Origin of the sequence: Thalassovita litoralis (assembly GCF_900182725.1) — a bacterium.
Taxonomy (GTDB): Bacteria; Pseudomonadota; Alphaproteobacteria; order Rhodobacterales; family Rhodobacteraceae; genus Thalassobius; species Thalassobius litoralis.
In genome coordinates this window covers 1-21,768 of sequence record NZ_FXTO01000028.1, presented here as the reverse complement: position 1 = coordinate 21,768, position 21,768 = coordinate 1, and the positions used below count along the sequence as shown (strand labels likewise).

Sequence of the window (21,768 nt, the reverse complement as noted above, 5' to 3'; positions counted from 1 at the left end):
GGGCGATCAATAGCGGCTTTGATGTCGGTAGAATGCGCTTGTTACACAAGATATGGATTTGCCAGCCGTGCAAAAGAAAAGCCCCGCACAAAGGCGGGGCCAGTGGGGGTTAATCTGTTGGGTTACTGGGCGTAGCCGATGCTTTGCAGGGCGACTTTGATTTCGTCCAGAATGGCCGGATCGTCGATGGTGGCGGGCAGTTTGTAGGTTTTGCCATCCGCAATCGACACCATCGTGCCGCGCAGGATTTTGCCCGAACGGGTCTTGGGCAGGCGATCCACCACCACGGCCAGTTTAAACGCCGCCACAGGGCCGATTTTGTCACGAACCAGTTTTACAACTTCTTTGACGACATCGGCATTGTCGCGGTCGCATCCGGCGTTCAGGCACAGGAAGCCCACGGGCAGTTGCCCTTTCAGATCATCCGTCACGCCGATCACCGCGCATTCGGCCACGTCGGGATGGCTGGCCAGCACTTCTTCCATGCCGCCGGTGGACAGGCGGTGGCCTGCGACGTTGATCACGTCATCGGTGCGCGCCATGATGTACAGATAGCCGTCTTCGTCGATCATGCCCGCATCGCCGGTTTCGTAATAGCCGGGGAAATGTTCCAGATAGGATTTCTTGAACCGGGCTTCGGCGTTCCACAGGGTCGGCAGGGTGCCGGGGGGCAGCGGCAGTTTCACCGCGATGGCGCCCAGTTCCCCGGCTTTCATCGGGTGGCCGCCTTCGTCCAGAATTTGCACGTCATAACCCGGCATCGGAACCGAGGGGCTGCCCAGCTTCACCGGCAGCGATTCAATGCCCAGCGGGTTGCCCGCGATGGCCCAGCCGGTTTCAGTTTGCCACCAGTGGTCAATCACCGGCACGCCCAGTTGATCCTGCGCCCAGACAATCGTGTCAGGGTCGGCGCGTTCACCGGCCAGATAGACCTGTTTCAGGTTCGACAGGTCGTATTTTTTGACAAACTCGCCTTTGGGGTCTTCGCGTTTCACGGCGCGGAATGCGGTGGGCGCGGTAAAGAAGGACGAGACCTTGTGTTCGCTGATAACGCGCCAGAACGTCCCCGCATCGGGGGTGCCGACGGGTTTGCCCTCGAACACGATGGTGGTGTTGCCGTGGATCAGCGGCGCATAGCAGATATAGGAATGCCCCACGACCCAACCCACGTCTGACGCGGCCCAGAAAACGTCGCCCGGATCGACGTTATACAGGTTTTTCATGGTCCAGTTCAGCGCCACCAGATGTCCGCCGGTGGGGCGTACAACGCCCTTGGGTTGGCCGGTGGTGCCGCTGGTATACAGGATATAGGCAGGGTGGTCGCCTTCGACCGGGACACATTCCGCCGGTTCAACGCCGTACTGGAAGCCATGCCAGTTATAATCCCGGCCTTCTTCCAGATGGGCGACCTCTTGCTCGCGCTGGAAAATCACCGTGAAATCGGGCTTGTGGGTGGCCATGTCGATGGCCCCATCCAGCAGCGGTTTGTAATGCACTACGCGGCCCGGTTCGATCCCGCACGAGGCGGCGATGATCGCTTTGGGTTTTGCATCGTCGATCCGCACGGCCAGTTCGTTGCTGGCGAAGCCACCGAACACCACCGAATGCACTGCCCCCAAACGGGCGCAGGCCAGCATGGCCTCTAACGCTTCGGGGATCATCGGCATGTAGATGATAACGCGGTCGCCTTTTTCGATGCCCTTTGCGCGCAACGCCCCGGCCAGACTGGCCACGCGGTTGCGCAGTTCGACATAGGAAATGGTGCGTTTGGTATGCGTGACAGGGCTGTCATAGATGATGGCGGTCTGTTCGCCGCGCCCGTTTTCCACATGGCGGTCCACCGCGTTCCAGCAGGTGTTTACCATGCCGTCCTTGTACCATTCATACAGGGGGGCGTTATCATCAAACAAGGCTTTGGTAGGGGGGGTATCCCAATCAATCGCCTGTGCTGCGTTCATCCAGAACGCTTCGGGGTCTGATTTCCATGCAGCGTAAATATCTTTGTATGCCATGGTATGCCTCCTGTGTGGTTGATTTCTTGTTACGTAGCGTCGCAAATTCACGCAAGTATGTTACCGAAACCAGCGACAGATTTACGCAAGTTTGCGAGGCTTTCGGAGGTTTTCCACCAAAACCATGTTGCAAAGGCTGTGGATTTCAGGGGCGCTTCCGCAAAGTTTTGCGCGGTTTGCAAATTAATTATGCGAATCTGCAAACATTCCCGCCAAGAGGTAGTTCTTTCGTGCATACCTATACAATTGAGTGTATTTGGCTGCTTGAAATGATGCGGGGAAAATGTATCAATCAATGCAGCGTATGATTGCTTATCGGTAAGAGGGGGAACGTATCGGGGCCACGAGTCCAAAAGATATTCGATGTCGTTTCCGCTGTCTGTTTGCGCGTGATTTCCATTAGTTAGAAGGGCATCTTGGGCAGATAATAAGGGGAAACGCGATGTATTCCCAAGACATTACGGTAGTTCCCTATAATGGGTCTTTATTGGCTGCGAATTTGTTATCTTCGCAGCAAACACTGGTTCTGAATGGGTTTGGCAGCGAACAGACCGGCACGCTTCAGGATAATGACGGTACCCTGTCAGATTTCGATGACGGGCTTTCCACGTTTAACGGGCAACCTGTGAATTACATCGGCAGCGGCACGGTGACGCCGGGTGTCGATGTGCTGGGGCTGACGGTTCCGTTGGGGGCTTCGGTGCCTGTTGTCGTGTTCGAAGTGGGCGGGCAGATTTATTTCCATTACCCCGAAGGTGAGCCGAACCTGTTAGGTGCAGTGGCGCTTGTGGTGGATATCGAGCCGGTTGGCTATGAAGTGTTCACGCCGATCTGCTTTGCTGCGGGAACCCGCATTCTGACGGATGCGGGGGAGCGGCCAATCGAAGATATTCGCGCGGGTGACGTGGTTGTGGACTGGTTCGGGCAGGCGCATGGTGTGCTGTGGTCCGGGGCGCGCAAGCTGCGCCTGCCGCAGAATATGGACTTTGACAAATGGTTCCCGGTTCGTATCCGTAAAAACGCGTTGAAGCCGGGGGTGCCGCATCGCGATACGTGGCTGTCCCAGCAGCACCGGCTGTATCTGTCCGGGCTGGAGGCGCGGTTGATTACAGGGGAAGAGGATTGCCTTGCATCCGCTAAATCACTGCTAAATGACGCGACGATTTCGTTGGACCGGACGGTGACGGAAATATCCTATCACCATCTTCTGTGCGCCCGGCATGTGGTTTTGGTGGCCAACGGAATGCCTGCTGAAAGCCTGTTTTTGCCGCAGGATGATGACGTTCCCGAAAATCTGGACCTGAAGCAGGAAATCGTTGGTCTGTTTCCATTTTTGGCGGATGGGATGGAGCTTTGCACCGCAGAAGCCCGAGGAAGCGAGGCGGCCGTGATAGGGTCGCTTTTGCAGCGGAACTGCGCCTGAAATGTTCCGCCAAAAGCTGTTGATTGGCTTTTGGCGGAAACTCTTGGTGTCTTAGCCGTAATGCGCCACGGGTGTGCCCGCGATGGCCGCCATGTTCAGCAGCCCGCGCGTGGTGATCGACGGGCTGACGATATGCGCCCGGTTGCCCATGCCCATCAAGATCGGGCCGACCTCTAGCCCGTCGCCTTTGACCTTCAGGATGTTGCGCACACCGCTGGCCGCATCGGCGTTGGCAAAGACCAGCACGTTGGCCGGGCCTTTCATGCGGCTCATCGGGAAGACGCGTTCGCGCAATTCCGGGTCCAGCGCCGCATCCACGTTCATTTCGCCTTCGTAGGTGAAATCGCGGGGCTGGGAATCCAGAATTTTCAAGGCTTCACGCTGGCGCAGGCCAGTATCGCTGTTCAGGTTGCCAAACTGCGATTGTGCGCACAGCGCCACCTTGGGTTCCAGTCCGAACCGCCGCACATGCCGCGCGGCACCGATAACGGTTTTGGCAATTTCGGCAGGGGTGGGATCAATCGTGACCTGCGTATCGGCGATGAACAGCGGGCCATCTTCCAGAATCATCAGGGACAGCGCGCCATGCGGTTGCAGGGAATCGTCGGCCAAAACCTGTGTGACATAGTTCAGGTGCCAGCGATATTCCCCGAAGGTGCCGCAAATCAGGCTGTCGGCTTCGCCACGATAGACCATGATCGCGCCGATGGCCGTGGTGTTGGTGCGCATGATCGCCTTAGCCAGATCGGGGGTGACGCCGCGCCGGGCCATGATCTGATGATAGGTGCCCCAGTAATCGCGATAACGCGGGTCGTTTTCCGGGTTCACCACCTGAAAATCCACGAAAGGCCGCAGGCTTAGGCCCGCGCGTTCGCAGCGGGCTTCCATCACTTCGGGGCGGCCGATCAGGATGGGTTGTTCGGTGGTTTCCTCCAGAACGGCCTGTGCGGTGCGCAATACGCGTTCGTCCTCGCCCTCGGCAAAGACGATGCGGCGGCTGGCGGTGCGGGCGGCCTCGAACACCGGGCGCATCAGCATCGCGGATTTGAAAACGCTTTGGTTCAGGCGGGCCTTGTAGGCGTCCAGATCCTCCAGCGGGCGGGTGGCAACGCCGCTGGCCATCGCGGCCTTGGCGACAGCGGTGGACACCACACCGGACAGGCGCGGATCAAAGGGTTTGGGGATCAGGTAATCAGCCCCAAAGCTAAGCCGTTCGCCCTGATAGGCGGCGGCGGCTTCGGCGCTGGTGGTGGCGCGGGCCAGCGCGGCGATGCCGTCAATGCAGGCCAGTTGCATATCGTCGTTGATTTCAGTTGCGCCGACATCCAGCGCCCCCCGGAAGATAAACGGGAAACACAGTACGTTGTTGACCTGATTGGGGTAATCGCTGCGCCCGGTGGCGATGATCGCATCGGGTGCGACCGCGCGCGCATCTTCGGGCAGGATTTCGGGGGTGGGGTTCGCCAGCGCAAAGATGATCGGGCGTTTCGCCATCTTTGCCACCATGTCGGGCGTCAGAACACGCGGCCCGGACAGGCCAAGGAACATGTCCGCGCCGTCGATCACCTGATCCAGTGTGCGCAGGTCGGATTTTTGCGCATAGGCCGCCTTTTGCGGGTTCATGTCTTCGGTTCGGCCTTCGTAGACCAGCCCGTGAATGTCGCACAGCCAGACATTTTCACGCTTCACGCCCAGTTTCAGCAGCATGTTCAGGCAGGCAATCCCGGCGGCTCCGCCGCCAGTGCTGACGATCTTAATATCCTCGAAATTCTTGCCTGCCACATGCAGCGCGTTTTTCGCGGCGGCCCCCACCACGATCGCGGTGCCGTGCTGATCGTCGTGAAACACCGGGATATTCATCCGTTCGCGGCACAGTTTTTCAACGATAAAGCAATCGGGGGCTTTGATGTCTTCCAGATTGATCGCGCCAAAGGTCGGTTCCAGCGAACACACGATATCGGCCAGCTTATGCGGGTCGGTTTCGTTTACCTCGATATCAAAGCAATCAATGTTGGCGAATTTTTTGAACAGGACGGCTTTGCCTTCCATCACCGGCTTGCTGGCCAACGCGCCGATATTGCCCAGCCCCAGAACTGCGGTGCCGTTGCTGACAACCGCCACCAGATTGCCCCGCGCGGTATAGCGGCTGGCGTTGCTGGCGTCGTCCTTGATTTCCAGACAGGCCTCGGCCACGCCGGGGGAATAGGCGCGGCTTAGATCGCGGCCATTCGCCAATGGCTTGGTGGCGCGGATTTCCAGCTTACCGGGTTTGGGGTATTCGTGATAAAACAACGCCGCCTGACGCAGCGAGTCTTTGGGGCTATCAGACATGTGGGGTCTCCCTGATTTGGGTAGTTTAGTGTTAAACTAAATCCTGACCAAGGGGAAGCGCCAGTTTTCCAACGTGGTCATGGGCTTGCAAATTTATCCGCCGAGCCTCACAGTTTTCCGCATGTGCGCGGGATCGGCCCGTGCCGGAACGGAGTGTTGGATATGTCCCTGCTGGATGCTGCCCGCGCGGTGCGCGAAAATGCCTATGTGCCTTATTCCAATTTCAAGGTCGGCGCGGCCATTCGTGGTAAATCCGGTATGGTTTATGTGGGCTGCAACGTAGAAAACGTGGCCTACCCCGAAGGCACCTGCGCCGAAGCGGGGGCGATTGCCGCAATGGTCGCCGCAGGGGAAACCGAACTGATCGAGGTTTGCGTGATTGCCGACAGCCCCCATCCGGTGACGCCCTGCGGCGGGTGCCGTCAGAAACTGGCGGAATTTGGCCGGGGCGAGGTCACGGTGCGGCTGGCTACGGTGGACGGGCCAGAAACGGTGATGACGATTTCCGAATTGCTGCCGGGGGCGTTCGACCAATCCCATATGGAACGCGCCTGATCCCGATGGATGCCCGTGCGATCATTGCCCGGCTGCGCGACCGCCAGCCCGTGACCGATCAGGAATACCGCTGGTTCGCCGCCGGTCTGGCCGATCATACGGTCAGCGATGCGCAGGCGGGGGCTTTTGCTATGGCGGCGCTGCTGAACGGGCTGGGCGATCAGGGGCGCACTGCGTTGACATTGGCCATGCGCGATTCCGGCCATGTGCTGCGCTGGGATCTGGATCGTCCGGTGCTGGACAAGCATTCCACAGGCGGGGTGGGGGATTGCGTGTCGCTGATCCTTGCGCCTGCACTGGCGGCTTGCGGGGCCTATGTGCCGATGATTTCGGGTCGGGGGCTGGGCCACACTGGCGGCACGCTGGACAAGCTAGAGGCGATCCCCGGTTTCCAGACCGGGCTAGAGGAGACGCGCCTGCGTCAGGTCGTGCAGCGGGCGGGCTGTGCCATCGTCAGCGCCAGCGCGGATATTGCTCCGGCGGATAAGCGGCTTTACGCGATCCGCGATGTGACGGGGACGGTGGAAAGCCTGGATTTGATCACCGCTTCGATCCTGTCGAAAAAACTGGCAGCAGGGCTGGAAGGTCTGGTGCTAGACGTGAAAATCGGCACCGGGGCATTTATGAAATCCGCGGATGACGCCCGCGCCTTGGCCTTGGCCTTGGTGGAAACGGCAAACGCGGCGGGTTGCCCGACAACGGCGCTGATCACGGATATGAATCAGCCATTGGCCCCGGACTTGGGCAATGCGCTGGAGGTGGCCAGTTCCATGCGGGTGCTGACGGGGCAGGCCAAGGGCCGGTTGCTGGATATTGCTGCCGCCTTGGGGGGCGTATTGCTGGCCAATGCGGGGCTGGCAGACAACGCGACCGTGGGGGAGCAGCGCATTTTATCAGCCATCGCCAGCGGTGATGCGGCGCAGGTTTTTGGCCGGATGGTGGCCGAACAGGGCGGGCCGGTGCAGTTCGTGGACAATTGGCAGCGGTTCCTGCCCGAAGCGCCGGTGATCCGGGAAATCCTGTCGCCACAGGCGGGATATGTGGCGGGCTGGAACGGGTATGCCTTGGGGCTGACCGTGGTCGAGCTGGGCGGTGGGCGTCAGGTGGAAACCGATACGGTGGACCCGGCGGTGGGCCTGTCCGATGTGGTGCCGTTGGGCGCGTGGGTAGAGCGGGGGCAACCGCTGGCGCGTGTCCATGCCGCCCGCGAAGCCGCCGCAGATCAGGCCGGGGCCGAGGTGCTGGCGGCGTTGCGCCTGACGGGCGCGGCACCGGACTTGCCGCCGCTAATTCATGAAAGGATCGGATGATGCCGCGCGCTTTCCTGATTGTGATCGACAGCGTTGGCATTGGCGGTGCGCCGGATGCTGAGCGTTTTTTCAATGGCACCCGTCCCGATACCGGGGCGAATACGCTGGCGCATATTGCCGATGCCTGCGCCGAGGGCCGGGCAGAGCAGGGGCGCAGCGGTTCTTTATCCCTGCCGGTGATGGATCGGCTGGGGCTGGGGGCTGCGATCCGCGTTGCTTCGGGCCGCGATGCGCCGGGGCTGGGGGCGGACCCCACCGGGCTGTGGGGGGGCGCGACGGAAATCAGCCCCGGCAAGGACACACCATCGGGGCATTGGGAACTGGCGGGGGTGCCAGTGCCGTGGGACTGGCACTATTTCCCCGATACTCTGCCCGCGTTGCCGCCCCAGATTGTCGCGGAATCGGAACGTCTGATCGGGGTGGCCGGGGTGTTGGGCAATTGCCATGCGTCGGGTACGGAAATCATTGCCCGATATGGGGCTGAACATATGCGGACCGGGCAGCCGATCTTTTATACCTCGGCTGACAGTGTGTTGCAGATCGCCGCGCATGAAGACAGCTTTGGCCTGCAACGTCTGCTGGACCTGTGTCAGGGAATTGCTCCGATGGTTCATGCGATGAAAGTGGGCCGTGTGATTGCGCGGCCTTTTGTGGGGACACCCGAAACCGGGTTCACCCGCACCCAGAACCGTCACGATTATGCCATTGCCCCGCCTAGCCCAACGCTGTGCGATTGGGTGCAAGGGGCGGGACGCCATGTGTATGCCGTGGGTAAGATCGGGGATGTTTTTTCAATGCACGGCATTGATGAGGTCCGCAAAGGCCCGGATGATGTGCTGATGACCCATCTGTCCGATCTGGTGAATGATGCCGAAGATGGCAGCCTGACCTTTGCCAATTTCGTGGAATTCGACAGCCTGTATGGGCATCGGCGGGATGTGTCGGGCTATGCCCGCGCCTTGGAGTGGTTCGATACAGAACTGGGCAAGCTGCTGCCGCGCTTGCGATCCGATGATTTGCTGATCGTCACCGCCGATCATGGCAACGATCCGACGTGGATCGGGACGGACCACACCCGCGAACGCACCCCGGTTCTGGGTTATGGGGTAGGGGAGAAAGCCATTGGAAACGTGATGTTTGCGGATGTCGCGGCCAGCATTGCCGCGCATCTGGGCATTCCCGCACAAGGACCGGGGGTATCGTTTTTATGAGTTGGAAAACCTTTCCCAAGCTGGAGCTGCACCTGCATATCGAAGGGGCGGCACCGCCGAAATTCATCCGTGGGCTGGCACAGGAAAAATCCATCAATCTGGATCGGGTCTTTGACGAGCGCGGGGCCTATGCCTATCGTGACTTCCCCGAGTTCCTGAAGGTGTACGAGGCCGCTACGCAGGTGTTGAAAACGCCGCGCGATTATCAGCGGTTGACCCGCGCAGTGTTGGAAAACTGTGCCGAAAACGGGGTGATTTACGCGGAAACCTTTATCAGTCCTGATTTTTGCGGTGGCCGTGATTTGGGGGCGTGGCGCGAATATCTGCACGCGATTCAGGAAATCGCGGCCGAGGTCGAGGCGGAGCTGGGCATTATCCTGCGTGGGATCGTGACCTGCATCCGGCATTTCGGCCCGGAGAAGGCCAAGGAAACCGCGATTTGCGCGGCAGAAACGGCGGGGGATTGGATCGTCGGCTTTGGTATGGGCGGCGATGAAACCATCCTGCGGCAAGGCGATTATGCTTGGGCTTTTGACTGCGCACGCGAGGCAGGGTTGCGCCTGACCACCCACGCCGGGGAATGGGGCGGGCCGGATGCGATCCGGCAGGCGATTGATGATCTGCGGGTGGATCGGATCGGCCACGGCGTCCGCGCCATCGAAGACCCGCGATTGGTTGATATTCTGGCTGAACGGGAAATCGTGCTGGAAATTTGTCCGGGGTCGAACGTGGCGCTGGGCCTGTATCGCAATTTCGCGGCCCATCCTATTGCACGCTTGCGCGATGCAGGGGTAAAGGTCACGGTATCCACCGATGACCCGCCCTTTTTCCACACGACGATGGGCCGGGAATACGAAGAACTGGAACGTGCCTTTGGTTGGGGAGCCGAAGATTTCGCTGCGCTGAACGATACGGCGCTTGGCGCTGCCTTCTGCGATCCGGCCACGCGCGAGAGCCTGAAAAAACGATTGGAGACATACGCATGACCGAGCATCTGACCATCGTCACGCATCCGCTGGTGCAACATAAACTGTCGATTATGCGTGATAAAAACACCTCGACCGCCAGTTTCCGCCGGTTGCTGCACGAGATCAGCCAGCTTTTGGCCTATGAGATCACGCGCGAACTGGACATGACCACCAAAACCATCGAAACCCCGATGGAAACGATGGACGCCCCCATTCTGGAGGGCAAGAAACTGGCGCTGATTTCGATCCTGCGGGCGGGCAATGGCCTGTTAGACGGGGTGCTGGAACTGATCCCGGCAGCGCGCGTGGGCTTTGTTGGCCTGTATCGCGACGAAGAAACGCTGGAGCCGGTGCAGTATTATTTCAAGGTGCCCGAAAACCTCGAGGATCGTCTGGTGATCGCCGTGGACCCGATGTTGGCGACCGGCAATTCCTCGGCTGCGGCGATTGATCTGCTGAAACAAGCGGGCGCGAAAAACATCCGTTTCATGTGCCTGCTGGCCGCACCCGAAGGCGTGGCCCGGATGAAAGAAGCGCATCCCGATGTGCCGATTGTCACGGCGTCCTTGGACCGTTGTCTGAACGACAAGGGATATATCCTGCCCGGACTAGGTGATGCGGGTGATCGGATGTTCGGCACAAAATAAGCGCACCCTTTACTAATAATGCTGAATCGTGCAACCTGCCCCCCAAAGCCTGCTTGGGGGGCAATATGCCAGTTTCAAAAATCATTTCTTCTGCAATTTTCGCCTTGGTGCTTGGGGGTGGGGCAGCCTTTGCCCAAGCCTTTAACGGGGCTAATTTGCCAGCCGAATTTCCGCCCACGTCCTACAAGGGCAAGCAATATGTGGATAGCAAGGGCTGCGTGTTCATTCGCGCCGGTGTCGATGGCAATGTGACGTGGGTGCCGCGTGTGACGCGGGCGCGTCAGCCGATTTGCGGGGCGCAACCGACCTTTGCCAAGGCTGCACCCAAGGCCGAAGCCCCAGCGCCCAAGGTTGCGCAGGCCCCTGCGCCGAAGCCCGCCCCGAAACCTGCGCCCGTGCAAAAGCCCGTGGTTGTAGCGGCCAAACCTGCGCCGGTTGTAAAAACCGCGCGGACGGCACCGATCCGCACGGTGGCATCCGTGACCACGCCGCCGCGCGTTCTGGCTGCGCCACCTGCACCCAAACGCGCCGCCCCTGTGCAATTGGCGGCACCTGCTGCGTCCGGTTGTACAGGTCTGGGGGCAAGTGGGCGCTATATGCAGGGGGCCGGGCTGCGTTGTGGCCCACAGGTTGAACCGCCAGTTTCCTATGGCTCTGGTGCGGGGCGTGTGGCGGCTGCGCCGGTGGTGCGGCAGGGAACGGTTGCACCGGGAACGCGGGTGGTGCCGAAGCATGTGGCGCAGTTGCAGGCGAATGCAACGACCGGCGTGCGTGTCCCTGATGGCTATCGCCCGGTTTGGAAGGATGACCGCCTGAACCCCCGTCGCGCCCAGCAGACATTCTCCGGAAAGGCGCAGATGGATCTGGTCTGGACACAGACAGTCCCGCGCCGTTTGATCGACCGCCGCACCGGGCAGGACGTGACGCGGTTTTATCCGAATGTGACCTATCCCTATACGGATCTGGCAACGCAGCAGCGGGACAAGGCGTTTAAATACGCGAAGACCGGGAAGATTTCCACCAAAGGGCAGGTGCAACCCGTGCAGGCCGCGAAAACCGCCGGGAAATCTTATGTTCAGGTGGGAACCTTCGGGGTGCCAGCCAATGCCCAACGCTCTGCCGCGCGGCTGCAACAAGCCGGTTTGCCGGTGCGGATGGCGCAGTATTCCAAGGGCGGTAAATCCTATCAGATCGTGATGGCCGGGCCATTCGCATCGCCGCAACAGGTGAATGCAGCCCTGTCCACCGCCCGCCGCGCCGGGTTTCGGGATGCCTTCGCCCGCTAAGCCTGCTGGGGGCAAGCGTGTTGTTTTGCCCCCTCATGCGTTTGCGAAAATAACTGACGTAGCATTTTGCAATAGGTATGAAACGGTCCTGTTTGCGGGGGCGGCAGGACCGGATCGCCCCGCAGATTTGCGACGCCTCAAAGCAAGGCGTGGTTTGTCACATTGGCCTAGTGGTCTTTGTTCCTGACCGCGATGAACCTGAAACGAGAAAAGTCCACGATTTGTTTTCGGATGAGTGGAGTTTGGTCATGCTGCGTTTCTGCCAATTCTGGATGGCTTTGGGTAAACCCACATGTGGGGCTTTTCTTTTGGCGATTGTATATTTGACAAACCAAGCCTGAAACCCTATATTCTTATCAAGACGATAGGAGTTTCGAATGTCCGTTCTTTCCGCCCCCTACTTCCACGACGAAGCCGCAGCGTTCGCGCACGTCGAAGGCATGCTCTGGGCGGATGGTCCGGTATGCCCGCATTGCGGCGTTGTGGATAGCGCCTATCGCCTGACTGGCGTTCGCACCAAGCCGAGCGCGAAGAACCCGGAAGGAAAGGAGCGCCACGGCCTGTGGAAGTGCCGTGAGTGCCGCAAGCAGTTCACCGTTCGCAAGGGCACCATCTTCGAGGAAAGCCATCTGCCGCTTACCCTGTGGCTTCAAGCCATTCACCTGATGGTATCCAGCAAGAAGGGCATTTCCAGCCACCAGCTGCACCGCGTTCTGGGCATCACCTATAAATCCGCATGGTTCCTGACCCATCGCATCCGCGAGTGCATGCGTTCCGGCGAGTTCGCACCCATGGGCGGCAACGGCGGCGCTGTAGAGGTCGATGAAACCTTCATCGGCAATGACCGCACCATCAAGCCGCATGGCGAGAAGAAGGGCCGTGGCTTCGCCCACAAGCACAAAATGCTGACGCTGGTGGATCGCACCACGGGCCGCGCCAAGAGCATCATCGTTGATGATCTGAAAGCCGCTACGCTGGTGCCGATCCTGCGCGAAAACATCGCCAAGGAAGCCGTAGTCTACACCGACGAGGCAGGCCAGTATAAGCGCCTTGGCGACGAGTTTGCGGGTCATGACTTCACCCGTCACGGTCAAGGCGAATACGTGCGCGGCGAGGTCCACACAAATACCGTCGAAGGCTTCTACAGTATCTTCAAGCGCGGCATGAAGGGTGTCTATCAGCACTGCGGCAAGCAGCATCTGCATCGCTATGCGGCGGAGTTTGACTTCCGTTATAACAACCGCACCGCAAACGGGGTTAACGACACAGAACGTGGCGAGATTGCTTTGAAAGGTGCTGCCGGGAAGCGGTTGACCTACGCGCAATAGATCGAAAACGATTCAAAGCATTGCGGGTGCGTCAGCAAAAGCTTCACCGCACCTGAAAAGTGACCATATTAGAAGTGTGGTGGCAAAAAACCTTGCACGGTGCCGGTTCGCCGGTTGCGTCACCAACGAAAAGAGGGAGCAGTTTCCTGCTCCCTCAGAGATTAAGGCGAGTCAAAGTTCGATACGGAACGCTCTCTTGCCATACCATTTGGCCCATATGCGACGACCGTCTTTGGTCGTGATATAGGGCCGATAGACGACCTTCTTGTCGTCATTACGATTGTCCATGGGAAGTCCTTTCCTGTAGGACGTGAGCCGCTCCCCTAGAATGCTTCCTACGGCATAACTCTGGGGGGGCGGGCCTTCTGAGCAAACGTCAGAATTGACGATCACCCGAGGTTCTCAGGGGGGTAACGCTAGGCATCCCCGCGTATTTTTTGAGACGGTAGTTGCTCCCATCATAGACAACCACGTCGTCTTGTTTGAGGCGCGATAGGAGGCTGGACACCGAACCCCTGTCCAGTGCGTCACCTTCGGCTCCGCTTAATTCAACTGCCTTTGCAGCGTTCAGCCCGCTTCGGCCTTCTGACTCTAGCATCTCAAGGACTCGCACTTTTACAGAACCCTTGGGCGCTCTCTTGGGGGTGGTTTTCGTGGGTTCTTCACCCATCATATCAAGCAAAAGCGACTCTTGGGCTTGCAGCTTCTCTATCTCTCGCCTGATGCTATCCAAGCGTTCCCGCATATCTTTCATTTTTGGCGCTTTCGACATAGCGGCCTCCGTGATGTGGTGGCCCCGGTGGGATTCGAACCCACAAACCTTGCACGGTGTCCGTTTAAAAGACGGTTGCGTCTACCATTCCGCCACGGGGCCTATGTTGTGCGAGGAAGCCCCGCTTGCGCAATATCGTGTGGCATCAAGGGGCTGGGAGTCAACGTCAAACTGCGTTTATCCCAATGGATCATTGTAACTATTTGATTATACTAGATTTTGCAAATTGCGTTAGATTAACACGCAAAGAGTGTTGTGCCGTGTGGTTCCCGCCGGGCCGAATCACTATGATGTGGTTATGGAAAAAGACAAAACCCAACTTGACCGCTTCAAGGAAGCCGCCCGCGAACTCGGGACGGATGACGACGAAGCACGGTTCAACGAGAAGCTTAGGAAGCTGGTGAAACAGAAGCCGAAGGACGACAAAGCGTCCAGCGACTGATCCGGCCTGTCACGCTGTTGCGTGATCGCTCGGGAAAACTGGTTTGTCAAATATACAATCGCCTTTCTTTTGGGATTGCGTTCGGATGCTATTGAGAACAAAATAAGAACATAGCTTTGCGGAGTCGCCCATCATGATGCTGTTCGATGATTTCGTCACCGAACCTAAAGCCCCCCGCCCGGTTCTGCGGCCTGCCCCGTTGCAAGCGCATCCGCTGGTGGCTGGGGCGCTGCATCAGCTGACCTATCCGCTGACTGCCAAAGCGCGGGGGCTGCTGATCACGGTGCGCGGGGCAGGGCAAAGCTGCGTTATGGCGCTGCGCACGCAATCTATGCGCCCAGGCCAAAGCTATCAGGCGGGTTTCATCGCCCCGGCTGATTGGGTCACGCTGAACCTGCCGTTTTTTCAGTTCCGGCCCGTTGGTGGCGTGTTGCGCCGACTACCCCGCCCCGAAGCAATCCACAGCTATGGCGTGATCGTAGACCCGGATGCCACGGTACAGGATTTGAATATTGCCCGCCTGCAATTCTACTGACCCAGCGGCACCAATTGGGCCGTCCCGTCAGACAAATTGCTCGCGGATCAGCCGTTCTTCCAGCCCGTGACCGGGGTCAAACAGGATGCGGTGCTTGATGTCGGGTTCAGATTTGATTTCAACACTGATTACTTTTTCCACCGAATAGCTGTCAGCCTCGGCCATGACGGGGCGTTTTTCCGGGTCGCGCACATCGAACCGCACATGGGCGGTTTTCGGCAACAGCGCCCCGCGCCAGCGGCGGGGCCGGAATGGGGCAATCGCGGTCAGCGCCAGTACATCGGACCCAATCGGCAGAATCGGCCCATGCGCCGAATAGTTATAGGCCGTGGACCCGGCAGGCGTGGCAATCAGCGCCCCGTCGCAAACCAATTCTTCCATCCGCAGCCGCCCATCAATGGTAATCCGCAGCTTCGCCGCCTGTGGTCCGGCGCGCAGAACGGACACTTCGTTGATCGCCAGCGCATGATGCACATGGCCGTCTGCGCAGGTTGCTTTCATCGACAGCGGGTTAATCACCGCTTCTTCGGCATCTGACAGCCGGTCCATCAGATCGGTTTCGCTATATTCATTCATCAGGAACCCGACGGTTCCCCGGTTCATCCCATAAACCGGCAAATCCAGATGTTGTGTGCGGTGCAAGGTCTGCAACATGAACCCATCCCCGCCCAAGGCCACGATGATATGGGCCTGTTCTTCGGGCGTGTTGCCATAGCGACCAATCAGGGCGGCGCGGGCCGTCTGGGCCGAGTGCGCGTCACTGGCAGTAAACGCAATGCGAAGGGTCATTTATGCCTATCCCTGTTTCCGAAGCGGGCCAAACCGTTCCTAATCGAACCACAAGTTCACGCAAGGCACCAGCCCTGCCGCCATATGGTGCCGCATGGTCGCATTCCGGGCTTTCTTCTGGCATCGGTTTCCTTTACTTACGCGCCATCCCAACTGCCATGACGGAGCAATTGAATGTCCGATACCGGTTTCTTCACCGAGGCGCTCGCATCGCGCGACCCCGAGCTGTACAAGTCGATCACCGACGAACTGGGCCGCCAGCGCCACGAGATCGAACTGATCGCGTCCGAAAACATCGTTTCCGCCGCTGTGATGGAAGCCCAGGGCTCTGTCATGACCAACAAATACGCCGAAGGTTATCCGGGGCGCCGCTACTATGGCGGTTGCCAATACGTAGACGTGGCCGAAAATCTGGCCATCGACCGCGCCAAGGAACTGTTTGGTTGTGAATTTGCCAACGTGCAGCCCAACTCGGGCAGCCAGGCCAACCAAGGCGTGTTCAACGCGCTGCTGCAACCGGGCGACACCATTCTGGGCATGTCGCTGGACGCAGGCGGCCACCTGACCCACGGCGCAAAGCCGAACCAGTCGGGCAAATGGTTCAACGCCATCCAATACGGTGTGCGCAAACAGGACAGCCTGCTGGATTACGATCAGGTTCAGGCGCTGGCAGACGAACACAAACCCAAAATGATCATCGCCGGTGGTTCGGCCATCCCGCGCCAGATCGACTTTGCCAAGATGCGCGAAATCGCGGATAGCGTTGGTGCGTTCCTGATGGTGGACATGGCCCACTTTGCCGGGCTGGTTGCGGCGGGTGAACATCCCAGCCCCTTCCCCTATGCCGATGTGGCCACGACCACGACCCACAAAACCCTGCGCGGCCCGCGCGGCGGCATGATCCTGACCAACAACGAAGAGATCGCGAAAAAGGTCAACTCGGCCATCTTCCCCGGCATTCAGGGCGGCCCGCTGATGCATGTGATCGCCGCGAAGGCCGTCGCCTTTGGCGAAGCGCTGCGTCCCGAATTCAAGACCTACCAGAAACAGGTTCGCGCCAATGCCGCCGCACTGGCCGATCAGTTGATGAAGGGCGGGCTGGACATCGTGACCGGCGGCACCGACACCCATGTGATGCTGGTCGACCTGCGCCCCAAAGGGGTAAAGGGCAACGCCACCGAAAAGGCACTGGGCCGCGCGCACATCACCTGTAACAAGAACGGCATTCCGTTCGACCCGGAAAAACCGATGGTTACTTCGGGCATCCGTCTGGGCACCCCCGCAGGCACGACCCGCGGCTTTGGCGAGGCAGAGTTCCGTCAGATTGCTGATTGGATTGTCGAAGTGGTCGACGGTCTGGCCGCCAATGGCGAAGACGGCAACGCCGAAGTCGAAGCCGAGGTAAAAGCCAAGGTCGAAGCCCTGTGCCAGCAGTTCCCGCTGTATCCGAACCTGTAATCGGATAACCGGGCTAATCACCTGAATGAACACCGCCGCTGGACATCCCTGCGGCGGTGTTTTTATATCGGCCATTCCTTTTGCGATATTGATTGACGATTTATATGGTTCACCATGCCCCTCTGACATTGCGGATCGAACGCCAATTGGGCGACCGGATGCGCGCGCATCTTCCGCATTATATGGCTGAATTTGTGATGTTCGTTCTGAAACAGGGATGGGCCTGCCTGTTCGGTATTTGCCTGCTGGGGGCGATCCTGCTGACCCGTGCAATCTGGCAACCCGATTGGATGCTACACCGATATGATGCGCTGGTTATCGTCGCGATTGGCCTGCAAGTCCTGTTTCTGGCGCTAAAGCTGGAAAGCTGGGACGAGGCAAAAGTGATCTTGCTGTTCCATCTGACCGGCACCGTGATGGAGCTGTTCAAGGTTCAGGCCGGAAGCTGGTCCTACCCCGAACCGGGCCTGTTGAAGCTATGGGGCGTGCCGCTGTTTTCCGGGTTTATGTACGCATCCGTTGGAAGTTACATGGCGCGGGTCATCCGTTTGTTTGACATGCAATTCGCCCCCTATCCGCCGTTCTGGTCATCCCTTGTGCTGGCTGGGGCGATCTATGTGAATTTCTTTGCGCATCATTTCCTGCCTGATATTCGCGTTATCCTTTTTGCGGCGACGGTGCTGCTGTACCTGCGTACCCGCATCTGGTTTCGGATTGGGGAAAACTGGTACTGGATGCCCCTGCCGCTGGCCGCTTTCTTTTCCAGCTTCTTTCTGTGGCTGGCCGAAAACATCGGCACGATGACAGGTACATGGCTGTATGCCGGACAAAACCCGTTCGATCAGGTTAGCTTCGCCAAGATGGGGTCGTGGTATCTGCTGCTGTATGTCAGCTTTGTCACCGTGACGCTGGTGTTCCGTGGCGCGTTGCAGCGCAGTCCACGGGTTACAGATAGCCCCGCCACCGCAGAAAAATCAGCAACAGCGCCAGCATCGCCAGCAGACTAAACGACACGCTGCCCAGCACGCTGAGCAACAGCCCCTTGCGCCGGTCGGCCACGTCAATGCCGCGCAAGTAGCTGCGCAGGATGTCGTATTGATCGTTCACCTTCGACGCATCCATCAGGCGCGCCAGTTTTGGATGCCCCATTTGCGTGAATGCCAGCGCAAAGCCATCAGCCGCATGACGAACGGACCGGGGTGCGCGGCGCACCCCGCGCTTCAGGCGCAGCGCAAACGGGCCAGAGGTTTGACCGCATTTTTCGGCCAGTAACGCCTCCAGCTCTGTTGCCATCCGGGTGATTGTTTTTTCGTCGATCACGTACCACTCTCCGCCATGAAAAATAACGCAAGCCCCGGTGTCGCACAATGCCGCTGGAAAAGCATCTGATGCGGCGCTATGCACAGGTTATGTTGAACCAGATTGCCCACGGCACCCCCACCGCCAACCCCGCGCTGCTGATTGTCCACGGCTTGTATGGCTCTGGGCGGAATTGGGGCGTGATCGCCAAACGCCTGTCAGATGAACGGCAGGTGATTGCCGTAGATCAACGCAACCACGGTTACAGCCCTTGCTATGACAGCCATTCCTATGAGGACATGGCCGAAGATCTGGCCGCCGTGATCCGCGCCCACGGGGCGCCAATGGATGTGCTGGGGCATTCGATGGGCGGTAAGGCGGCGATGGTGCTGGCGCTGAAATACCCCGATTTGGTGAACCGCCTGATCGTGGCCGATATTGCGCCGGTCAGCTATGGGCATTCCCAGATCGAATACATCAAGGCGATGAAAGCAATTGACCTGAACGCCATAACCAAACGATCAGATGCCGAAGCACAGTTGCGATCCATGATCGACGATCCGATCCTGCCGGTGTTTTTCACGCAATCCTTGGATGTGTCTGCGAAAAAGTGGCGGCTAAATCTGGATGTACTGGCGCAGGAAATGCCGAAAATCCTTAGCTTTCCGCAGATCAGCGGGAAATTTGCTAAACCCGTTCTATTCCTGACCGGGGGCGCATCCCATTATGTAACGCCGGGCCATCGGGACACGATCAAAGCCCTGTTCCCGAACACAAAATTCGCTAAGATTCCCGGTGCAGGGCATTGGCTGCACGCTGACAAACCGCGCGAATTCGAAGCCGCAGTGCGTACCTGGCTGAATATGTAACAAAGTTGGCGATGGCGGCCCCAACGGGGACCCCTCCCTCGTACCGCCATCGCCCATGTTCCGCCGGAGCGAAACAAACCAAAGATCAGTTATTATCGACGATGCCCTTGGCCACCAGCCACGCGACCGGCAGTGCCACCACGAACCCGGCGGCGGCCGCAACCAGAATGGGCTGCAATGTGTCATACCCCATCGTCAGGGCCGCAATGACCAAAGTCCCGGCAATCGTGGTGCCAATCAACGAATATAAAATCGAAGCCAGTCTGAGCATAGCATCCTCATAAAATCTGACGCGTGTCCTATGAAGACGCATATGGGATTCGGAATGTTTTTTCTTTGATCTGGGTCACATCCCGAATTTATCGCGGCTCGGATCGTGCTTTGGGGGCGTGGGTGTGCGTATTCCGAAAGCTTTGACCTATGTTCGGACCATCCCGCCTTTGCTTGGCGGGTATGATTTGGCTCTGCCGTCCTTAAAATCCTATTAGGTCTTCCAAGCATATCTGGAAGCCTCCCCAGAAGGGGGGCTTCACACCAAGGTTCGCTCTTGCGCTCCGTTTCTATATGCTCTAATTGCCATCACTACACCATGGCGGCGAGTTGGCGGAGTGGTGACGCAGCGGATTGCAAATCCGTGTACACCGGTTCGATTCCGGTACTCGCCTCCAAATAAAATCAATCACTTAGAAGAATGACGCCGGACGCAAGCTTTTGCGTCTAAACAAATGTCTAAATATTCTGTTTTTGTTCTGTTCGCAAAGGCATGGTGAAACGCTAGGCCTTTGCTTGTGATTTCCATGCGGAAGTGGCCCGGCCTAGAACCAGCAGCAGAAAGATTGCCAACAGTGGACTGAAAACCAAAGAGACCAGCACCCAAATCAATGCGCTGCGTCCTCGGTTACTTGCCATTCTGGCGGGCAAGAAGATGTAGAACCAAAGGACAAGCCACAGAGCGAATAATATCACGATGAGGTCAGCCATGCCGTTTCCGCCCTGTGTGTGGTTTGTGTTGTGCTGGATTTTTTAGGGGTTTTGCCCAACGCGCATATTTTGCGCCTGAATCGCCCTGAGTTTCTGCCGAACTTTCTTGGTATAGTGCAGCACCATCGCGGGGCTTTGGCCCGTAACTGCGGCGATCAGATCGTCCTCACACCCAGCTTCCAGCAACTCACAGGCGGCATTGTAGCGCCAACTGTGAATGTCATAGTTCACAGCCCCAATCTGTTCGCGCACCTTGCGCACCGCCTGCGATGCGCCACGATAGGACCAACGATTGGTTCCCCTCTCATTCGTCAGGATAAACACCGAATGGCGGCTGGCCTGATCCAGCGCCGCTTGCAATTCAGGCAAGATAGGCACCCAGAGAACCTTGTTGGTTTTGTTCTGCTGCACGACAATGGCACCGTCTTGAATGTCGGACCAACGCATTTCCAAAACATCACCAATGCGCTGACCAGTGCCAACGCAAAGTTCCATCACAAGCCGTTCACGGGTGCCTATAGGGCAAGCCGCGCGATAGGTGTCCAGCAATTGACGCGGCCACGGTTCGCGTTCGGTCTTTTGGGTTTTCAGTTCGGGAACCCCCTTGGCAGGATTGGTTTCCCGCCAACCCAGATCGACGCAATGCTCCATCAGAACACGCAGCACCCGCAAAGAGTAGTTTGCGAAATACGCCTTTTCGGCGTTCGCATCCCGCAGGCGGATCACATCCTTGCGCTTCATGTTGGCCGGATTAGTATCGCCCATCTTATCACAGAAGAAATCAAGATATTTGTCGTAATCCAGCGCCGTGCGTGGCTTGAGCCGACGATAACGCGGAGACTTGCGGTAATTCGCAACCAATGCCCGGAAAGAGCGGGTAGATACCCGCGAAGGCTTGCTTTCCCCATTCAGGATGCTGGCATATTCTGCCCAGAATTCCGGTGTTCCAAAGTCATTCTGGAATTTTAAGGAAGGCCACCCGCGCCGCTGAAAATACAGCCCGTTGCGCTGCCGATAGACATGCTTGGGAAGTTCACGCTTTGCCATGTTGCAAATCTATCCTCTCAAATTCATCGGGTTCAGCTTCGATGTGTTAAAGCGCACTGTTGATAAGCTGGATTGGGAAGTTTAGGCCCGCTACAGTTTTCCGCCCCATCTTTTATGTTGTCGTCCATAGGTATCGGTGATCGTAAGCAGGGGTTTCTGACCAGAGCGACCCGACAGCCTTACCAATTCACCATCCAAGTGCATTGCAAGTGCATCTGGATTTGAGGTTAGAAAACTACCTTCATCATACCTGACAGCTTGGATTCCTCGAAGGGCAGCACGACAAAGAATGTGATCCATGATTTCCTCATGTCGTGGGTGCCAATGTGAACCCTCTGTAAGCAGATTCCAGTTCTTGCTTGGTGGGGTCGTATCGCCGAGCCATGCCTGCGGGTCGATGTCGTTGAGCTTGGCCGTGCCGATCAGCGTGTAGATGGCGGCGGCGCGATGTCCGCCGCGCTCTGATCCGGCGAAGAGCCAGGATTTCCGGCCGAGGGCCACACCG

The 21,768-nt window shown here is 58.4% G+C and carries 21 protein-coding genes, 2 tRNA genes and 1 pseudogene; 14 read left to right on the top strand and 10 right to left on the bottom strand.

Features of this window, described 5'->3' with window-relative positions; genetic code table 11:
- Nucleotides 1-122: 122 nt before the first annotated feature.
- Nucleotides 123-2,012 carry a propionate-CoA ligase PrpE gene (prpE, locus tag FN828_RS15955; protein WP_142494414.1) on the bottom strand — a complete coding sequence of 630 codons (1,890 nt, stop codon included), beginning with the start codon at nt 2,010-2,012 and terminating at the stop codon, nt 123-125.
- Between the two features lie 442 nt (nt 2,013-2,454).
- Here prpE and FN828_RS15950 point away from each other — a divergent pair, with 442 nt between their 5' ends.
- Nucleotides 2,455-3,435 carry a Hint domain-containing protein gene (locus FN828_RS15950; RefSeq protein WP_142494413.1) on the top strand — a complete coding sequence of 327 codons (981 nt, stop codon included), beginning with the start codon at nt 2,455-2,457 and terminating at the stop codon, nt 3,433-3,435.
- A gap of 51 nt (nt 3,436-3,486) precedes the next feature.
- Here the strand turns inward: FN828_RS15950 and FN828_RS15945 are convergent, their stop codons facing one another.
- Nucleotides 3,487-5,766 carry an NADP-dependent malic enzyme gene (locus FN828_RS15945; RefSeq protein ID WP_142494412.1) on the bottom strand — a complete coding sequence of 760 codons (2,280 nt, stop codon included), beginning with the start codon at nt 5,764-5,766 and terminating at the stop codon, nt 3,487-3,489.
- 162 nt (nt 5,767-5,928) lie between these two features.
- Between FN828_RS15945 and FN828_RS15940 the strand changes: the two genes are divergently transcribed.
- The 7 genes from FN828_RS15940 (at nt 5,929) to FN828_RS15910 (ending at nt 13,071) form a co-directional block, all read left to right on the top strand.
- A complete protein-coding gene (locus FN828_RS15940; protein WP_142494411.1) occupies nt 5,929-6,321 on the top strand; it encodes a cytidine deaminase in 393 nt (130 codons plus the stop codon).
- 5 nt (nt 6,322-6,326) lie between these two features.
- Nucleotides 6,327-7,631, top strand: a complete 1,305-nt coding sequence (locus FN828_RS15935) for a thymidine phosphorylase (RefSeq protein ID WP_142494410.1) — start codon at nt 6,327-6,329, stop codon at nt 7,629-7,631.
- A complete protein-coding gene (locus tag FN828_RS15930) occupies nt 7,631-8,842 on the top strand; it encodes a phosphopentomutase (RefSeq protein WP_142494439.1) in 1,212 nt (403 codons plus the stop codon). The genes FN828_RS15935 and FN828_RS15930 overlap by 1 nt, the downstream gene beginning before the upstream one ends.
- Nucleotides 8,839-9,828, top strand: coding sequence for an adenosine deaminase (locus FN828_RS15925; RefSeq protein WP_142494409.1), 990 nt, complete (start codon nt 8,839-8,841; stop codon nt 9,826-9,828). The genes FN828_RS15930 and FN828_RS15925 overlap by 4 nt, the downstream gene beginning before the upstream one ends.
- A complete protein-coding gene (gene upp / locus FN828_RS15920) occupies nt 9,825-10,457 on the top strand; it encodes a uracil phosphoribosyltransferase (RefSeq protein ID WP_142494408.1) in 633 nt (210 codons plus the stop codon). The genes FN828_RS15925 and upp overlap by 4 nt, the downstream gene beginning before the upstream one ends.
- A gap of 65 nt (nt 10,458-10,522) precedes the next feature.
- Nucleotides 10,523-11,743 (top strand): SPOR domain-containing protein, encoded by a 1,221-nt coding sequence (locus FN828_RS15915; RefSeq protein WP_142494407.1) that lies wholly within the window; start codon nt 10,523-10,525, stop codon nt 11,741-11,743.
- 377 nt (nt 11,744-12,120) lie between these two features.
- Complete coding sequence (locus FN828_RS15910; RefSeq protein ID WP_142494406.1) at nt 12,121-13,071, top strand: IS1595 family transposase; 951 nt, start codon at nt 12,121-12,123, stop codon at nt 13,069-13,071.
- 376 nt (nt 13,072-13,447) lie between these two features.
- Here the strand turns inward: FN828_RS15910 and FN828_RS15905 are convergent, their stop codons facing one another.
- Both FN828_RS15905 and FN828_RS15900 read right to left on the bottom strand, forming a co-directional pair.
- Nucleotides 13,448-13,843, bottom strand: a complete 396-nt coding sequence (locus tag FN828_RS15905) for an aminoacyltransferase (protein ID WP_142494405.1) — start codon at nt 13,841-13,843, stop codon at nt 13,448-13,450.
- Between the two features lie 16 nt (nt 13,844-13,859).
- Nucleotides 13,860-13,945, bottom strand: a tRNA-Lys gene (locus FN828_RS15900).
- A 196-nt stretch (nt 13,946-14,141) separates the two neighbouring features.
- Here FN828_RS15900 and FN828_RS20615 point away from each other — a divergent pair.
- Nucleotides 14,142-14,285: a hypothetical protein gene (locus FN828_RS20615; protein ID WP_185959055.1), complete on the top strand. Its 144-nt coding sequence runs from the start codon at nt 14,142-14,144 to the stop codon at nt 14,283-14,285.
- 133 nt (nt 14,286-14,418) lie between these two features.
- Nucleotides 14,419-14,820 (top strand): CIA30 family protein, encoded by a 402-nt coding sequence (locus tag FN828_RS15895; RefSeq protein WP_142494404.1) that lies wholly within the window; start codon nt 14,419-14,421, stop codon nt 14,818-14,820.
- Nucleotides 14,821-14,847: 27 nt separating this feature from the next.
- On the opposite strand, the gene FN828_RS15890 is transcribed toward FN828_RS15895, so the two are convergent.
- The gene (locus tag FN828_RS15890) at nt 14,848-15,609 is read right to left on the bottom strand and encodes an NAD kinase (protein WP_142494403.1); all 762 of its coding nucleotides are present in this window, start codon (nt 15,607-15,609) and stop codon (nt 14,848-14,850) included.
- 174 nt (nt 15,610-15,783) lie between these two features.
- Between FN828_RS15890 and glyA the strand changes: the two genes are divergently transcribed.
- Together glyA and FN828_RS15880 are read left to right on the top strand one after the other, a co-directional pair.
- Complete coding sequence (glyA, locus tag FN828_RS15885; protein ID WP_142494402.1) at nt 15,784-17,067, top strand: serine hydroxymethyltransferase; 1,284 nt, start codon at nt 15,784-15,786, stop codon at nt 17,065-17,067.
- Nucleotides 17,068-17,225: 158 nt separating this feature from the next.
- Nucleotides 17,226-18,074 carry a DUF817 domain-containing protein gene (locus tag FN828_RS15880; protein WP_142494438.1) on the top strand — a complete coding sequence of 283 codons (849 nt, stop codon included), beginning with the start codon at nt 17,226-17,228 and terminating at the stop codon, nt 18,072-18,074.
- On the opposite strand, the gene FN828_RS15875 is transcribed toward FN828_RS15880, so the two are convergent.
- Complete coding sequence (locus FN828_RS15875) at nt 18,013-18,387, bottom strand: hypothetical protein (RefSeq protein ID WP_142494401.1); 375 nt, start codon at nt 18,385-18,387, stop codon at nt 18,013-18,015. The genes FN828_RS15880 and FN828_RS15875 overlap by 62 nt on opposite strands.
- An 89-nt stretch (nt 18,388-18,476) precedes the next feature.
- Here FN828_RS15875 and FN828_RS15870 point away from each other — a divergent pair, with 89 nt between their 5' ends.
- Entirely contained in the window at nt 18,477-19,235 is a 759-nt protein-coding gene (locus tag FN828_RS15870; RefSeq protein WP_142494437.1) for an alpha/beta fold hydrolase, read from the top strand.
- Between the two features lie 85 nt (nt 19,236-19,320).
- Here the strand turns inward: FN828_RS15870 and FN828_RS15865 are convergent, their stop codons facing one another.
- On the bottom strand, nt 19,321-19,506 hold the full coding sequence (locus FN828_RS15865; RefSeq protein WP_142494400.1) for a CTP synthetase: 186 nt from the start codon (nt 19,504-19,506) through the stop codon (nt 19,321-19,323).
- 323 nt (nt 19,507-19,829) lie between these two features.
- Here FN828_RS15865 and FN828_RS15860 point away from each other — a divergent pair.
- Nucleotides 19,830-19,903, top strand: a tRNA-Cys gene (locus FN828_RS15860).
- Nucleotides 19,904-20,009: 106 nt separating this feature from the next.
- Here the strand turns inward: FN828_RS15860 and FN828_RS15855 are convergent.
- The 3 genes and pseudogenes from FN828_RS15855 to FN828_RS21135 all read right to left on the bottom strand — a co-directional run.
- Nucleotides 20,010-20,216 (bottom strand): hypothetical protein, encoded by a 207-nt coding sequence (locus tag FN828_RS15855; protein WP_142494399.1) that lies wholly within the window; start codon nt 20,214-20,216, stop codon nt 20,010-20,012.
- Between the two features lie 42 nt (nt 20,217-20,258).
- The gene (locus tag FN828_RS15850; protein ID WP_142494398.1) at nt 20,259-21,263 is read right to left on the bottom strand and encodes a tyrosine-type recombinase/integrase; all 1,005 of its coding nucleotides are present in this window, start codon (nt 21,261-21,263) and stop codon (nt 20,259-20,261) included.
- Nucleotides 21,264-21,635: 372 nt separating this feature from the next.
- Nucleotides 21,636-21,768: pseudogene (locus FN828_RS21135) on the bottom strand (transposase domain-containing protein); the annotation flags it as partial.

Bases quoted from the DNA above. Each gene is read 5' to 3' on its own strand.
- FN828_RS15880 (WP_142494438.1), top strand. From the start codon at position 17,226: ATGCGCGCGCATCTTCCGCATTATATGGCTGAATTTGTGATGTTCGTT.
- FN828_RS15870 (WP_142494437.1), top strand. From the start codon at position 18,477: ATGTTGAACCAGATTGCCCACGGCACCCCCACCGCCAACCCCGCGCTG.
- FN828_RS15910 (WP_142494406.1), top strand. From the start codon at position 12,121: ATGTCCGTTCTTTCCGCCCCCTACTTCCACGACGAAGCCGCAGCGTTC.
- FN828_RS20615 (WP_185959055.1), top strand. From the start codon at position 14,142: ATGGAAAAAGACAAAACCCAACTTGACCGCTTCAAGGAAGCCGCCCGC.
- FN828_RS15890 (WP_142494403.1), bottom strand. From the start codon at position 15,609: ATGACCCTTCGCATTGCGTTTACTGCCAGTGACGCGCACTCGGCCCAG.
- FN828_RS15855 (WP_142494399.1), bottom strand. From the start codon at position 20,216: ATGGCTGACCTCATCGTGATATTATTCGCTCTGTGGCTTGTCCTTTGG.
- FN828_RS15935 (WP_142494410.1), top strand. From the start codon at position 6,327: ATGGATGCCCGTGCGATCATTGCCCGGCTGCGCGACCGCCAGCCCGTG.
- FN828_RS15945 (WP_142494412.1), bottom strand. From the start codon at position 5,766: ATGTCTGATAGCCCCAAAGACTCGCTGCGTCAGGCGGCGTTGTTTTAT.
- FN828_RS15930 (WP_142494439.1), top strand. From the start codon at position 7,631: ATGCCGCGCGCTTTCCTGATTGTGATCGACAGCGTTGGCATTGGCGGT.
- FN828_RS15850 (WP_142494398.1), bottom strand. From the start codon at position 21,263: ATGGCAAAGCGTGAACTTCCCAAGCATGTCTATCGGCAGCGCAACGGG.
- FN828_RS15950 (WP_142494413.1), top strand. From the start codon at position 2,455: ATGTATTCCCAAGACATTACGGTAGTTCCCTATAATGGGTCTTTATTG.
- FN828_RS15895 (WP_142494404.1), top strand. From the start codon at position 14,419: ATGATGCTGTTCGATGATTTCGTCACCGAACCTAAAGCCCCCCGCCCG.
- FN828_RS15925 (WP_142494409.1), top strand. From the start codon at position 8,839: ATGAGTTGGAAAACCTTTCCCAAGCTGGAGCTGCACCTGCATATCGAA.
- prpE (WP_142494414.1), bottom strand. From the start codon at position 2,012: ATGGCATACAAAGATATTTACGCTGCATGGAAATCAGACCCCGAAGCG.
- FN828_RS15915 (WP_142494407.1), top strand. From the start codon at position 10,523: ATGCCAGTTTCAAAAATCATTTCTTCTGCAATTTTCGCCTTGGTGCTT.
- upp (WP_142494408.1), top strand. From the start codon at position 9,825: ATGACCGAGCATCTGACCATCGTCACGCATCCGCTGGTGCAACATAAA.
- FN828_RS15940 (WP_142494411.1), top strand. From the start codon at position 5,929: ATGTCCCTGCTGGATGCTGCCCGCGCGGTGCGCGAAAATGCCTATGTG.
- FN828_RS15865 (WP_142494400.1), bottom strand. From the start codon at position 19,506: ATGCTCAGACTGGCTTCGATTTTATATTCGTTGATTGGCACCACGATT.
- FN828_RS15905 (WP_142494405.1), bottom strand. From the start codon at position 13,843: ATGTCGAAAGCGCCAAAAATGAAAGATATGCGGGAACGCTTGGATAGC.
- glyA (WP_142494402.1), top strand. From the start codon at position 15,784: ATGTCCGATACCGGTTTCTTCACCGAGGCGCTCGCATCGCGCGACCCC.